Origin of the sequence: Pseudomonas sp. SR18 (assembly GCF_023701505.1) — a bacterium.
Taxonomy (GTDB): Bacteria; Pseudomonadota; Gammaproteobacteria; order Pseudomonadales; family Pseudomonadaceae; genus Aquipseudomonas; species Aquipseudomonas cyclaminis.
Map to the genome: position 1 here is coordinate 354,524 of NZ_JAMQAU010000002.1, position 13,992 is coordinate 368,515.

Annotated in this window: 12 protein-coding genes; 4 read left to right on the forward strand and 8 right to left on the reverse strand. The window is 56.4% G+C overall.

What is annotated here, in order from left to right; genetic code table 11:
• Positions 1 to 4: 4 nt before the first annotated feature.
• The 3 genes from NDJ82_RS05465 to mnmG are packed head-to-tail and all read right to left on the reverse strand — an operon-like array spanning position 5 to position 3,354.
• A complete protein-coding gene (locus tag NDJ82_RS05465; RefSeq protein ID WP_032885161.1) occupies positions 5 to 802 on the reverse strand; it encodes a ParA family protein in 798 nt (265 codons plus the stop codon).
• Positions 803 to 820: 18 nt separating this feature from the next.
• Complete coding sequence (gene rsmG / locus NDJ82_RS05470; protein ID WP_112192821.1) at positions 821 to 1,465, reverse strand: 16S rRNA (guanine(527)-N(7))-methyltransferase RsmG; 645 nt, start codon at positions 1,463 to 1,465, stop codon at positions 821 to 823.
• Positions 1,462 to 3,354 carry a tRNA uridine-5-carboxymethylaminomethyl(34) synthesis enzyme MnmG gene (gene mnmG / locus NDJ82_RS05475; protein WP_250925057.1) on the reverse strand — a complete coding sequence of 631 codons (1,893 nt, stop codon included), beginning with the start codon at positions 3,352 to 3,354 and terminating at the stop codon, positions 1,462 to 1,464. Before mnmG ends, rsmG begins: the two co-directional genes overlap by 4 nt.
• 566 nt (positions 3,355 to 3,920) lie before the next feature.
• Here mnmG and NDJ82_RS05480 point away from each other — a divergent pair.
• From NDJ82_RS05480 to NDJ82_RS05490, 3 genes are all read left to right on the forward strand, one after another.
• A complete protein-coding gene (locus NDJ82_RS05480) occupies positions 3,921 to 4,427 on the forward strand; it encodes a sigma-70 family RNA polymerase sigma factor (protein WP_112192822.1) in 507 nt (168 codons plus the stop codon).
• Entirely contained in the window at positions 4,427 to 5,371 is a 945-nt protein-coding gene (locus NDJ82_RS05485) for a FecR domain-containing protein (protein ID WP_099586135.1), read from the forward strand. Before NDJ82_RS05480 ends, NDJ82_RS05485 begins: the two co-directional genes overlap by 1 nt.
• 92 nt (positions 5,372 to 5,463) lie before the next feature.
• On the forward strand, positions 5,464 to 7,902 hold the full coding sequence (locus NDJ82_RS05490) for a TonB-dependent siderophore receptor (protein WP_250925058.1): 2,439 nt from the start codon (positions 5,464 to 5,466) through the stop codon (positions 7,900 to 7,902).
• 19 nt (positions 7,903 to 7,921) lie between these two features.
• On the opposite strand, the gene mnmE is transcribed toward NDJ82_RS05490, so the two are convergent.
• The 5 genes from mnmE to rpmH all read right to left on the reverse strand — a co-directional run bounded on the left by mnmE (position 7,922) and on the right by rpmH (position 11,850).
• Positions 7,922 to 9,292 carry a tRNA uridine-5-carboxymethylaminomethyl(34) synthesis GTPase MnmE gene (gene mnmE / locus NDJ82_RS05495; RefSeq protein WP_250925059.1) on the reverse strand — a complete coding sequence of 457 codons (1,371 nt, stop codon included), beginning with the start codon at positions 9,290 to 9,292 and terminating at the stop codon, positions 7,922 to 7,924.
• 79 nt (positions 9,293 to 9,371) lie between these two features.
• Entirely contained in the window at positions 9,372 to 11,054 is a 1,683-nt protein-coding gene (gene yidC, locus NDJ82_RS05500; protein WP_099586138.1) for a membrane protein insertase YidC, read from the reverse strand.
• A 2-nt stretch (positions 11,055 to 11,056) separates the two neighbouring features.
• Entirely contained in the window at positions 11,057 to 11,302 is a 246-nt protein-coding gene (gene yidD, locus NDJ82_RS05505) for a membrane protein insertion efficiency factor YidD (RefSeq protein WP_010207715.1), read from the reverse strand.
• Positions 11,295 to 11,699 (reverse strand): ribonuclease P protein component, encoded by a 405-nt coding sequence (gene rnpA, locus NDJ82_RS05510; RefSeq protein ID WP_053128141.1) that lies wholly within the window; start codon positions 11,697 to 11,699, stop codon positions 11,295 to 11,297. The genes yidD and rnpA overlap by 8 nt, the downstream gene beginning before the upstream one ends.
• 16 nt (positions 11,700 to 11,715) lie before the next feature.
• Entirely contained in the window at positions 11,716 to 11,850 is a 135-nt protein-coding gene (gene rpmH, locus NDJ82_RS05515) for a 50S ribosomal protein L34 (RefSeq protein ID WP_003213577.1), read from the reverse strand.
• Positions 11,851 to 12,436: 586 nt separating this feature from the next.
• Here rpmH and dnaA point away from each other — a divergent pair.
• Positions 12,437 to 13,957: a chromosomal replication initiator protein DnaA gene (gene dnaA, locus NDJ82_RS05520; protein ID WP_099586139.1), complete on the forward strand. Its 1,521-nt coding sequence runs from the start codon at positions 12,437 to 12,439 to the stop codon at positions 13,955 to 13,957.
• The last annotated feature ends 35 nt before the right edge of the window (positions 13,958 to 13,992 follow it).

Here is a 13,992-nt window from a genome sequence, read left to right on the forward strand (position 1 = left end):
TTCCTTAAGTTGGCTGGGCTGCAGCGGTGCGAGAGTTGCGGCGTTGGCGGCGAACCATCTCGCCGGCCAGAGCCAGGTAGGCAATGGCGCCACGGGACGATTTGTCGTACGCCAACGCGGGCATCCCATAGCTTGGCGCTTCGGCCAAACGAATGTTGCGCGGGATCACGGTGTCGTAAAGCTGCTCGCCGAAGTGTTCCTTGAGCTGTGCCGACACATCGTTCATCAGGCTCAGGCGCGGGTCGAACATGGTGCGCAGCAAGCCTTCGATCTGCAGGTTCGGGTTGAGCAACTCGGCGATCCGCTTGATGTTATCCACAAGGTCGCTCAAACCTTCCAGCGCGTAGTACTCGCACTGCATGGGGATAATTACCCCATCGGCAGCCACCAACGCGTTGAGTGTCAGCATCGACAGCGACGGTGGGCAGTCGATCAAGATGTAATCGTAGTTCTCGCGGATCGGCGCCAAGGCGCTGCGCAGACGGCTTTCTTTCATCTGCATTTCCAACAGCACCACTTCCGCCGCGGTCAAATCGCGGTTGGCCGGCAGCAGTTGATAACCGCCGTGTTCGGAATAGTGCATGGCCTGGGCCAGGTCGCACTCACCGATCAGCAAGTCATAGACCGAGTTTTCCAGGCCGTGTTTATCCACACCGCTACCCATGGTGGCGTTGCCCTGTGGATCGAGATCGATCAACAGCACCCGGCGCTTGGTCGCGACCAGGGATGCTGCGAGGTTGATGCAGGTGGTGGTTTTGCCCACGCCACCTTTCTGGTTCGCTATCGCGAATACCTTAGCCATTCTTGCTTGTGTTCCCAATCATGCCGTGCGGCGCAGTATCAGCAGATGGCGTTGGCCTTGGCAACCGGGTACGGCCAAGGCGTGTTCGCTATCGAGGTGGAAGTCTGTCGGCAATGCTAACAGCTCATCGCTTGGATGGACGCCCTTCATTGCCAGCCAGCGGGTATCGCGGTCACCCAGGTGGCGTGTCCAGTTGCTGAAGTTCTCCATGCTGCTGAACGCCCGGGAAACAATTCCGTTGAAAGGCAGTTCAGGCTTGAATTCTTCGACACGGCTGTGGATAACATGGAGGTTATCCAGCTTGAGTTCGAGTTTGACCTGGGTCAGGAAGCGGGTTTTCTTGCCGTTGCTGTCCAGGCAAGTCACTTGGGACTCGGGAAACAGGATGGCCAGGGGAATACCCGGCATGCCGCCGCCACTGCCCACGTCCAACCAGCGACCGTTTTCGATAAACGGCATCACGCTCAGACTGTCGAGCAAATGCCGGGACACCATCTCGTCGGGATTGCGCACCGCGGTAAGGTTGTAAGCCTTGTTCCATTTGATCAACAGGGCCAGATAGCCCAGCAGCAACTCGTGCTGGACTGCGGTCAGATCAACGCCCAACTGGCGTGCACCTGTGGATAACTCTTCGGCATGTTGCAAGGTGACCAACGAACTCAAGCGCTTTGCTCCAACTGACGGCCCGCGCCGCGTTTTTTCAAATGAATCATCAACAGCGAAATGGCTGCCGGAGTGACGCCGGGGATACGTGAAGCCTGGCCCAGGGTTTCTGGTCGAGTTATCCCCAGCTTGCTTTGAATTTCTTTCGATAGACCGGAAATTCCGGTGTAGTCGATATCCACAGGCAACTTGGTGTCTTCACTGGCGCGCAGTCGAGCAATCTCGTCCTGCTGGCGATCAATGTAACCGGCATATTTGGTCTTGATTTCGACCTGCTCGGCGACCTGTGGATCTTCTGCGCCGCTCCCCGTCACTTCGACCAAGCCAGCGTAGTCGATTTCCGGACGGGAAAGCAGATTCAGCAAGTTGTACTCGTGGGTCAGCGGCGTGCCGAATTTTTCGGAAATTGCGTCGCCCTGCTCAGTGCCTGGGCGAACCCAGGTGCTTTTCAGGCGCTGCTCTTCCAGTGCAATGCTTTCGCGTTTTTTGCAGAAGGCTGCCCAGCGCGCGTCATCGACCAGACCCAGTTCGCGACCTTTTTCGGTCAAGCGCAAGTCGGCATTGTCTTCACGCAGGATCAGGCGATATTCGGCGCGGGACGTAAACATCCGATACGGTTCCTGGGTACCCAGGGTAATCAGGTCGTCGACCAACACGCCGATGTAGGCTTCATCGCGGCGCGGGCACCAGCTGTCTTTGCCCTGAGCACGCAGTGCCGCGTTGGTTCCGGCCAGCAAGCCTTGGGCGCCGGCCTCTTCGTAACCGGTTGTGCCGTTGATTTGGCCGGCGAAGAACAGCCCGCCGATCACTTTGGTTTCCAGGCTGTACTTCAGATCCCGCGGATCGAAGTAGTCGTACTCGATGGCATAACCGGGGCGCACGATGTGCGCATTTTCCATGCCGCGAATCGATTGCACGATCTGGATTTGCACGTCGAACGGCAGGGAAGTGGAAATCCCGTTCGGGTACAGCTCATGAGTGGTCAAGCCTTCGGGCTCGATGAAGACCTGGTGACTGTCCTTGTCGGCAAAGCGGTGGATCTTGTCTTCGATCGACGGGCAATAACGCGGGCCAATCCCTTCGATCACGCCGGAATACATTGGCGAACGGTCGAGGTTCGCGGCAATGATCTCGTGAGTCCTGGCATTGGTGTGGGTAATCCAGCAGCTCACCTGTTTTGGATGCTGCTCTTTGGAGCCCATGAACGACATCACCGGGATCGGCGTATCGCCGGCTTGCTCGGTCATCATCGAGAAATCCACAGAACGCCCATCGATACGCGGCGGGGTCCCGGTTTTCAGGCGACCGACACGCAGTGGCAATTCACGCAGGCGTTTTGCCAGAGCAATCGACGGCGGATCACCGGCTCGGCCACCGGAATAATTTTGCATGCCGATGTGGATAAGTCCGCCAAGGAACGTACCGGTGGTCAACACCACGGATTCAGCGAAGAAACGCAGACCCATTTGGGTGACAACACCTTTCACCACGTCTTGTTCGACGATCAGGTCATCGGCTGCCTGTTGAAATATCCACAGGTTCGGTTGGTTTTCCAGGGTTTCACGTACCGCAGCCTTGTACAGGATGCGGTCGGCTTGTGCCCGAGTAGCACGCACGGCGGGGCCTTTGCGGCTGTTGAGCACGCGAAATTGAATACCACCTTTGTCGGTCGCCATGGCCATGACGCCGCCAAGGGCGTCGATTTCCTTGACCAGATGGCTTTTGCCGATCCCACCAATGGCGGGGTTGCAACTCATTGCACCGAGGGTTTCCACGTTATGCGTGAGCAACAGGGTTTTTACGCCCATGCGTGCTGACGCCAGTGCTGCCTCGGTACCGGCATGACCGCCGCCGATGACGATCACTTCAAAACGGGAAGGGAAATCCACCACGCACCTCGTGCCTGCTTATGTAGGTAATCAGGAATTGATTGTTGAAAGAGTTTTAGAGCTTTGGCGGCAAGTATAGGGACTTAGCCCTTCCTAAAGAACCCTTTGCACAAAATTTAACCAGCTGTGGATGAATCACTGACAATAGAAATTAAAAAGAAAGAAATTTATAAGATCTTTGTTTTTATGTTTATTTCTACTGAGCAACTTTTCTGTGGATAGATCTATACAGCCCTTTATTTCCGTCGTGTACAGCGATTCAAAAGTCTGTGGTCATGTGCCAATGAGGCCCTTGGATAAGTGCTTTAAGCCTGTGGATTAAACAGGTGGTTATCCACAGATGAGTTTTTGCTCAGGTTTCAGGCCCTGTTATCAACTGGGCACAGGGGCGGTTATTCACAGGGCTTAATCCACAGAAATTGTTGAATTGGGCTGTATTTCACCCACGATGAGGCCATCCAAACTCATCAGTCCGTTGGAGCGGGCGGTAGAAAGAGGGCTATTGTGAGAAAACGATAGGGCAGTTAATAATAGCGATTATCATTAAGCCACCTTGTCTCGCTCCTATGTCTGCTCCTTCGCACACAGCTGTAGTCCAGCACATCTACGAGCAACACCATTCCTGGCTGCACGGGTGGCTCAAAGGCAAGTTGCATAACACCTGCGATGCGGCCGATGTGGCCCACGATACGTTCGTGCGTATCCTGGGCGGTCGTCATGCATCGCAGATCCTGGAACCGCGCGATTACTTGGCGACCATCGCCCGCGGGTTGGTGATTGATCGGTATCGCCGGCACGCCATTGAACAAGCCTATAGGCAGACTTTGGCCGAACGCCCTGAAGTCATGGCCATCAGTGAAGAAGACAAGGCAATCATCATTGAAACGCTGGTGGCTGTGGACAAAGCGCTTTGCGGCCTCGGTGATCGGGCGCGGCGAATCTTCATGCTCTCGCAGATCGACGGGCTGACTTATCAACAGATCGCTGATCAACTGCAGGTTTCACTGACCACGGTGAAAAAGCACATGATCCGCGCACTGACGGAATGCTCGCTGATCATGGCCACCTTGTAATGGCGGCCCCTGATCGCAAAATCTTCGAAGCGGCTGCCAGTTGGTATGTGCAGTTTCAAGCCCAACCACCCACTCCGGCCGAACACCATGCCTGGCAGCAATGGCTCAATGGAGATCCTTCCCACCAGGCCGCGTGGAACCAGATGGAGCAAGTGCAGCGCAGCCTTGGCGCACTGCCTGCGGATTTGACGCGCCGTGCGCTGTCCAACACGCAACAACGCCGCCAGGTACTGAAGTGGATGTTGCTGCTGGGTGGCACCGGGTATTTGGGGTGGAATGTTCAGCAACATACGTCCCTGGGCAACGTGTGGGCCGACTACCGCACCGGCGTAGGTGAACACCGGCGCATCGCGTTGGCCGACGGCACGCAGGTCGATCTCAATACCCACACCTCGATAGACGTGGCGTTCGATGCGCGCCAGCGATTGATCCGCCTGCGTGAGGGGGAAGTACTTATCCACACGGGCAAGTCTGGCGGGCAGACACCGTTTTACGTCGAAACCCGCCAAGGCCGGGTTCAGGCATTAGGCACGCGGTTTACTGTACGCCAGCTGTCGGATTCCACACGCGTTGGGGTACTGGAAGATCGGGTCAGCGTGTCGCCCGCAGATCAACCTGACCACAGCCAAATCCTCAGTGCGGGTGAAAGCGTCGACTTCGACCGCCACAAGGTTGGGGATAACCATCCGTATCGCAGCACTCAAGCCGCCTGGGTCGACGGGCAATTGATTGTGCTGGATGCTCGGCTGGGTGATGTGATCGACGAGCTTGCCCGCTATCGGCCGGGCGTCTTGCAGTGCGACGCAGCCTCTGCACGTCTGCGCGTCTCCGGAACGTTCCGCCTGGATTCCACCGATGCCGTGCTTTCCAACCTGCAAGCGACCCTGCCTATCCAGGTGAAATACTTCACTCGGTATTGGGTATCGGTAAGTCGAACCGGCTGATCGCAAAAATAATCTACAGGGGGGGTTATCTTTTTTTTACCTGGCGCGGCCCTACAGGTAATCACGATGCTACCTTCAGGGCTTACCCACCTATGCGCCTTCTCACCAAGCTTCGCCAGCGACTTTCTTACCACGGCATAACCTACGGCCTGCTGACGGGCACTGTAGCCACAACGGTTGCTTTGCTCTCGACCGGCGCCTTTGCAGCCGTTACGGTGCAGCACTACACCATTGCTGCCGGGCGGCTGGACAATGCCTTAAGCCAATTTGCCGCCAAGGCCAATGTGATTCTGTCGTTCTCGCCTCAGCAGACCGCGAGTTTGAGTACGCCAGGGTTGGAAGGTGACTATTCGGTGGAACAGGGTTTTGCGCTATTACTGCAAACCTCAGGCCTGCTGGCTGTCGTCCAGGCCCCTGGAAGCTATGTGCTGCAAGCCGTGCCATCCGGGCAACTCACGCTCTCACCGACCACCGTGAGTACTTATCAACAGGACGGTTTTAATCAAGAGATTGCCGGGGATGTAGGCTACAAGGCGCTAAACAGCCGCATCGGCACCAAGACCAGTACGCCCTTGTCGGAAACACCGCGCTCGGTATCGGTGGTCACCGGCCAACGCATCAAGGACCAGAAATCCCAGACGCTGACCGAAGTATTGGGTTATGTGCCCGGTATTTTTGCGCCGCCCTTTGCCGCCGGCGATAGCCTGGCAGGGGATTTGTTCTTCATTCGCGGTTTCAACGCCACCGATTACGGCTACGGCCTGCTGCGTGATGGCCTACGTGTACAAGGGAATCGGTACGACACCACTAGCGAACCCTACGGCTTAGAGCGTGTGGAAATCTTCCGTGGGCCCTCTTCACTGCTGTACGGCGAAAATGCCCCAGGTGGGCTGGTGAACCTGGTGAGTAAACACCCTACTGCGACGCCACAGGGTGAGGTGCAGTTGGGTTATGGCTCCCACAACCGTCGCCAGGTGGGTGTGGATATCTCCGGCCCGCTCAATGAAAACGGGAATATCCTCGGGCGGGTGGTGATGCTTGGGCGTAAATCCGATACGCAAACTGACCATGTCCCGGATGATCGGCTCTACATTGCGCCCTCCCTGACCCTTAACTTCGATGACTTCAACACCCTGACCCTGCTGGCCAACTACCAGAAAGACCACACCAACCTTGAACTCGGCCTACCGGCTGCCGGCACCTTGCTCACCAATCCCAACGGCAAGCTGTCCAAACACACCATGCTCGGTGACCCGGATTGGAATACCTTTGAGCGCGAAGCCTGGAACACCGGTTACGAATTCAGCCACAGCTTCAATGACGATTGGCAGTTTCGCCAGAACTCCCGCTACATGCAGTCACGTATCACCCGTCATGAAACCTGGCCGGGCGACTTGAACAACCAAGGCTTCGGCACGCAACTGAACATGAATGCCTACGACCGCTACAACAAGTCGATGGTTTACTCCCTGGATAACCAGCTGGAAGGCAAATTCCAGCTGGGCAGCCTGGAAAACACGCTGCTGTTCGGCGCGAGCTACGACCGTACTTCGTTTAACCAGGACTGGGATGCGGGGTTCGCCGGCACGATCAATGTGTATGACCCGGTGTATCTGCGTGACCCGACCACCCCGCAGGCGGTGCAAAACACCTTGCTCGCGCAACAGATGAAAGGCGTTTATGCACAGATCCAAAGCAAGTACGACCATTGGTTGTTCCTGCTCGGTGGGCGCCAAGATTGGGTCGACAGTGATTTCCGGGACAAGGTAAAAAGCGCCACGGACTCCAGCACCACCGAGCAGAAATTCACCTACCAGGGTGGTGTGATGTACCAGTTCGACAACGGCCTGACGCCGTATGTCAGCTACTCCACCGCATTTGTCCCGGTGCAGCAGATCTCGGTGGCGGGCTCACCGCTCAAGCCCATCACCAGCCGGCAATACGAAGTGGGCTTGAAATACGAACCGATCGGTTGGGACACAGCGATGACGTTGTCGGTGTACGACTTGCGCAAACAAGACGATACCTATCTCGACAGCACCACCAATACCTACCGCCAAGTGGGAGAAAGCCGCGCCAAAGGTGCGGAACTAGAAATCAACAGCAACATCACACCGAACCTGAATCTGACGGCGGCCTATACCTATACCGACGCACGGATTACCAAGGACACGGCCGGTTCGTTGGTCGAAGGGCACCAGATGACAGGTGTTCCACGCAACCAGGCCTCGGTGTGGGGCAAATACCGATTCTTGGATGGCCAACTCAAAGGCCTTTCCCTGGGCGGTGGCGTGCGCTACTTCGATAGCGCCTATTCCTACACCAAGCCGACTCTCTACGGGAAGCTCGACCCCGGCAGTGTCACGTTGGTGGATGCCGCGATTGGTTACCAGATTGATACCCACTGGTCGATCGACCTGAATGCCAAGAACCTCTTCGACAAGGAATATGTATCTGGTTGCAACGACGCAGGGCGCTGCTACTGGGGTGACAGCCGTACCTTGCTCGGTACGGTGTCTTACAACTGGTGAGGCGCTGTGGATAACTCGGTTATTTGCCGATACAGAAACTGGAAAAGATCCGCCCCAGCAAATCATCGGAGCTGAACGCGCCAGTGATTTCCCCCAGCAGCTGCTGTGCCTGACGCAGATCTTCGGCCAGCAGCTCCCCTGCCCCCGCCAAGGTCAGCTGAGCACGTCCGTGCTCCAGGGCTGCGCTGGCATGACGCAGTGCCTCCAAGTGCCTGCGACGGGCACTGAAGCTGCTTTCGGAGGTCTGCTCGTAGCCCATGCAGGCCTTGAGATGGTCGCGCAGCAATTCCAGGCCATTACCTGCCGACTTGGCACTCAGGCTGATCGTGACATGGCCATCCTCGCTGGTTTCCATGGCGATGACTTCGCCCGTCAGGTCGGCCTTGTTGCGGATCAAGGTGACCTTGGCCGGGTCCGGCCGTTGCTCCAGGAATTCCGGCCAGAGTGCAAAAGGGTCCACAGCCTCAGGCGCGGTGGCGTCTACCACGAGCAGCACGCGATCGGCCTCGGCGATCGCCTTGAGCGCTCGTTCCACGCCGATCTTTTCCACCTGGTCATCGGTGTCACGCAGCCCTGCGGTGTCGACCACATGCAGAGGCATGCCGTCGATGTGGATATGTTCCCGCAGGATATCCCGGGTGGTCCCCGCAATCTCGGTAACGATAGCCGCTTCACGGCCGGCCAGTGCATTGAGCAAACTGGATTTGCCGGCATTCGGGCGACCTGCGATCACCACGGTCATACCGTCGCGGAGCAAGGCGCCCTGCCCGGCTTCGCGCAGTACTGTGGATAACTCTTCACGGACTTTATCCAGCATCGCCAGTACGTGGCCATCGGCCAGGAAGTCGATTTCTTCTTCCGGGAAATCAATCGCCGCCTCCACATAGATGCGCAAGCTGATCAATTGCTCCGTCAGGTTATGCACACGCAAGGAAAACGCGCCTTGCAGCGAGCGCAGCGCATTGCGTGCCGCCTGTGCAGAACTGGCTTCGATCAAGTCGGCAATGGCTTCGGCCTGGGCCAGGTCAAGTTTATCGTTGAGGAATGCCCGCTCGCTGAATTCACCTGGGCGGGCCAGCCGGCAGCCGAGTTGCAGGCAGCGCTGCAGCAGCATATCGAGGACTACAGGACCACCGTGGCCCTGCAATTCCAGAACATCTTCACCGGTGAACGAGTTCGGCCCTGGGAAATAAAGGGCCAGGCCCTCATCCAGCACGCTTTGGTCTGCATCCAGAAACGGGCCGTAATGGGCATAACGCGGTTTCAATTCCCGACCACTGATGGCCTGTGCAGCCACGCCAGCGAGCGGCCCTGAAATTCGAACGATGCCCACGCCGCCACGACCTTGAGCGGTAGCGACAGCAGCGATGGTTTCACGAGGAGCGCTCATCAGCAGGTTCCAGAACAAAAGTGACGGAAAGCAAAACGCCCCACTAGGGGGCGTCTTGAGTGGTTATCCACAGAGTAAATTACGCCTCGGCTTTTTTGGTGGCCGCTTCGATTTTACGTGTGATGTACCACTGTTGAGAGATCGACAATACGTTGTTGACCACCCAGTACAGAACCAGACCAGCTGGGAACCACAGGAAGAAGAAGGTGAAGATGATAGGCATCATTTTCATCACTTTGGCCTGCATCGGATCCGGCGGTGTTGGGTTCAGACGCTGCTGGATGAACATGGTCGCGCCCATGATGATCGGCAGGATAAAGAACGGGTCTTTAATCGACAGGTCAGTTATCCACAGCATGAACGGTGCCTGGCGCATTTCTACGCTTTCCAGGAGTACCCAGTACAACGAAAGGAACACTGGCATCTGCACGAGGATAGGCAAGCATCCACCCAGCGGGTTGATCTTCTCTTTCTTGTACAGCTCCATCATGGCCTGCGACATTTTCTGCCGGTCATCACCATGTTGCTCTTTCAACGCAGCCAGCTTCGGGGCAACGGCACGCATACGCGCCATCGACTTGTAGCTGGCAGCCGACAGTGGGAAGAAGATCCCCTTGATCAGCATGGTCAGGAAGATGATCGAGAAGCCCCAGTTACCCACAATGCTGTGGATATGTTGCAGCAGCCAGAAGATCGGCTGGGCAATGAACCACAGAATGCCGTAATCCACAGTCAGTTCCAGACCTGGGGACAACTCTTTCAATACCGCTTGGCTTTTCGGGCCGGCGTAAAGGGTAGCGCTGGTTTCAGCCTTGGCACCTGGTGCGACGTTCAGCACCGGGCCAGTAAAGCCGATGATGTAGTTGCCTTGGCTGTCTTTACGGGTTTGAACCAGGTTGGCTTCACCTTTGTTCGGGATCCATGCGGTCACGAAGTAGTGTTGCAACCAGGCGACCCAGCCGCCTTGGACGGTTTCTTTCAGCGCGCCCTTGTCGATATCTTTCATCGACACTTTTTTGTACGGCTCGCTACTTGTCCACAGGGCTGCGCCCAGGTAAGTCGCGGTGCCGGTGGCGGTGCTGGAAGAAGGATCGGAGCTGCCATCACGCTTGAGTTGGGCAAACAGGTTGCCGCTCCACGGTTTTTCGCTGGTGTTGTCGATCAGGTAAGTGACCTTCAAGTCGTACAAACCGCGAGTGAAACTGAAGCGCTTGATGTAATTGACGCCGTCGAGACTGAATTTCAGGTCGACGTTCAACTGATTTTGGCCATCAGCCAGTTGATAAGTCTTCTTTTCGGTCGAATAAACCGGACGACCGGTAGCACGCGCATCCGGACCATTGGTGCCGGTCAGGCCGCTTTGCGCCAGATAAGTACGTTCACCGCCATTATCGAACAGTTGGAACGGTACATCTGGATGATCTTGGCGACGTGGATAAAGCGGCAGTTTCAACTGCGCGATATCACCACCTTGTGGGTCGATAGCCAGGTCGAGCACATCCGTTTTCACAAGGATGAGGTCTTTATTGGTGACCACTGGCGTTTCTAAAGGGGCGGTTGTCTCGCCATTCGCGCTGGGAACATCGGCACTCGCGGACGCATTGGTACCCAACGGAGTGTCCGGAATAGCCGGCGCAGCCTGATTGGTAGCAACATTCTGAGTCGGCAGGGCAGCTTGGCCATAATCCTGGTTCCACTTAAGAACCATGACATAGGACACGATTGCCAGGGCGACGATCAGGATCGTGCGTTTAATATCCATGATTACTCGGCCATCGAAGAAGAACGGGAGGTAGGGATAGGTGGAACCGGGTCATAACCACCGGGATTCCACGGATGACAGCGACCTAAACGACGAAAGGTCAGCCAGCCACCGCGCAGAAGACCATGATTTTCTATGGCCTCTAACGCGTAGCAGGAACAACTGGGGTAGAAACGACAGTGACTGGCCATCAGAGGACTAATGGCATAGCGATAAAACTGGATCGGAACGAGTGCCAGTTTACGCATCGGTGCTGTCTACCCCTACAGTTTCGGTGCTGACTGCTGGTGCTGGCTTGTTGGTACGCGCCAGACGTTTCCAGAGCTTGCCGAAATGCTGAATCAATTCGGGGTTTTCTACATCCCCCAAGCCTTTGCGCGCGACGATAACAATATCCCAACCAACCAGAGTGTCCTGGTGGAGGCGAAACGATTCGCGCATCAGACGCTTGAGGCGATTGCGCTCAACGGAGAGCTTTACGCTCTTCTTGCCGATCACCAACCCGAGACGGGGGTGATCAAGATCGTTGTTACGCGCAAGGAGCAGGAGATTTTTCCCCGGAACCTTGCCGGTGGGGGAGTCAAAGACTGCCTTGAAGTGCCGGGGGGTTAGCAAACGCTTTTCCCGACTGAAGTCCTGACTCACCACCAGTACCGGATTATCAAACTGCCAGACGCGCACGACCTTTGGCGCGGCGACGCGACAGGACAGCACGGCCGTTCTTGGTAGCCATGCGAGCACGGAAGCCGTGAGTACGGGCGCGTTTGATGGTGCTTGGTTGGAAAGTACGTTTCATGGCGTTGTTACCTGGTTCGTCCACAACGGGCCGGAATGGCCCCCGTTTTAAGAGACCGGCGATTCTAGAGAAAGCAAGCCTCTAGGTCAATTTCCAACCAGCTTTTCCTTCAATTAGATCGCTATAGGGCAAAACGCCCTTTTCTATCCGCCGGCCTTCCACGAGCAATGTCATAGATATAAAAATAAAGAAGGAAGTTATTTAAAGCTTTTCTGTAAAGCTTATAAAAGCTAGGCAGGCCATCCTCTGTGGATAACTGTGTTAAGGCCATATTCCACGTGGTGTACAGAGGATGACAACACGGGGGAGAAGCAGTGCTCTGCCTGTGCTGCGCTGTCGGATAAGCTGTGTGTGGAATGGCATGTTATTCACAGGCCAGTTACCCACAGACTTTCACCCCCACTTGTGCAACGAGCTCAGGGGCGCTTATCCACAGAGCTTATGCACAGACCATTGGTCGCCTTTTTCCCCGATAAGACGTTGATTTTGGGTGCCCTGTGGGCAACCTACATGTGGATAAGTGGGCGGCTCGCCGCTACAATGGCGGCTGTTTTTGCCTCACCGGCTTTCAACTTAGGGGATATCCGTGTCAGTGGAACTTTGGCAGCAGTGCGTGGAGCTTTTGCGCGATGAGCTGCCTGCCCAGCAATTCAACACCTGGATCCGTCCGCTACAGGTCGAAGCCGAAGGCGACGAGTTGCGCGTTTATGCGCCCAACCGTTTCGTTCTCGACTGGGTCAACGAGAAGTACCTGAGCCGCGTTCTCGAATTGCTCGACGAACATGGCAACGGTCTCGCGCCCGTTCTCTCCTTGTTAATAGGCAGCAAACGTAGCTCGGCGCCTCGCGCTGCGCCGAATGCGCCGTTGGCGGCGAGTGCCTCGCAGGCCCAGGCCGCAGTGGCACCTGTTAACAATTCACCCGCGCCGCTTGCCCAGACGCCTTCGAAATCAGCGTCGCAGAAAAATGCGCCTATTAATGAAGAGCCGTCTCGCGACAGCTTCGACCCGATGGCTGGCGCCAGCTCGCAACAGGCACCGGTTCGCGCCGAACAGCGCACCGTGCAGGTAGAAGGCGCGCTCAAGCACACCAGTTACCTGAACCGCACCTTTACCTTCGAGAATTTCGTCGAAGGTAAATCCAACCAGCTTGCTCGCGCCGCGGCCTGGCAAGTGGCGGATAACCCCAAGCACGGTTACAACCCGCTCTTCCTTTATGGTGGCGTTGGCTTGGGTAAGACTCACTTGATGCACGCTGTGGGTAACCACCTATTAAAGAAGAACCCGAATGCCAAGGTCGTGTACCTGCACTCGGAGCGTTTCGTGGCTGACATGGTCAAGGCCTTGCAGCTCAATGCCATCAACGAGTTCAAGCGCTTCTATCGCTCCGTTGACGCCTTGCTGATCGATGACATCCAATTCTTCGCGCGCAAAGAGCGTTCCCAGGAAGAGTTTTTCCATACGTTCAACGCCCTGCTCGAAGGCGGCCAACAGGTCATCTTGACCAGTGACCGTTATCCGAAGGAAATCGAAGGTCTGGAAGAGCGCTTGAAATCGCGCTTCGGCTGGGGTCTGACCGTTGCGGTCGAGCCGCCGGAACTCGAAACCCGCGTTGCGATCCTGATGAAAAAAGCTGATCAGGCTAAGGTCGATCTACCGCACGACGCGGCGTTCTTTATCGCCCAACGCATTCGCTCCAACGTGCGTGAGCTGGAAGGCGCGCTCAAGCGGGTCATCGCTCACTCGCACTTCATGGGTCGCGACATCACCATCGAACTGATCCGCGAATCCCTGAAAGACTTGCTGGCACTGCAGGACAAACTGGTGAGTGTGGATAACATCCAGCGCACCGTGGCCGAGTACTACAAGATCAAGATTTCCGATCTGCTGTCCAAGCGCCGTTCGCGCTCGGTGGCTCGTCCGCGCCAGGTGGCCATGGCTCTCTCCAAGGAGTTGACCAACCATAGCCTACCGGAAATCGGCGATGTGTTTGGTGGTCGCGACCACACTACGGTCTTGCACGCATGCCGCAAGATCAACGAACTTAAGGAATCCGACGCGGATATTCGCGAGGACTACAAGAACCTGCTGCGTACACTGACCACTTGATGACACCAGCGCAGCTTATTAAGGCAAGGGACTAG

Bases quoted from the DNA above. Each gene is read 5' to 3' on its own strand.
- NDJ82_RS05465 (WP_032885161.1), bottom strand. From the start codon at position 802: ATGGCTAAGGTATTCGCGATAGCGAACCAGAAAGGTGGCGTGGGCAAA.
- NDJ82_RS05480 (WP_112192822.1), top strand. From the start codon at position 3,921: ATGTCTGCTCCTTCGCACACAGCTGTAGTCCAGCACATCTACGAGCAA.
- NDJ82_RS05485 (WP_099586135.1), top strand. From the start codon at position 4,427: ATGGCGGCCCCTGATCGCAAAATCTTCGAAGCGGCTGCCAGTTGGTAT.
- NDJ82_RS05490 (WP_250925058.1), top strand. From the start codon at position 5,464: ATGCGCCTTCTCACCAAGCTTCGCCAGCGACTTTCTTACCACGGCATA.
- mnmE (WP_250925059.1), bottom strand. From the start codon at position 9,292: ATGAGCGCTCCTCGTGAAACCATCGCTGCTGTCGCTACCGCTCAAGGT.
- yidC (WP_099586138.1), bottom strand. From the start codon at position 11,054: ATGGATATTAAACGCACGATCCTGATCGTCGCCCTGGCAATCGTGTCC.
- yidD (WP_010207715.1), bottom strand. From the start codon at position 11,302: ATGCGTAAACTGGCACTCGTTCCGATCCAGTTTTATCGCTATGCCATT.
- rpmH (WP_003213577.1), bottom strand. From the start codon at position 11,850: ATGAAACGTACTTTCCAACCAAGCACCATCAAACGCGCCCGTACTCAC.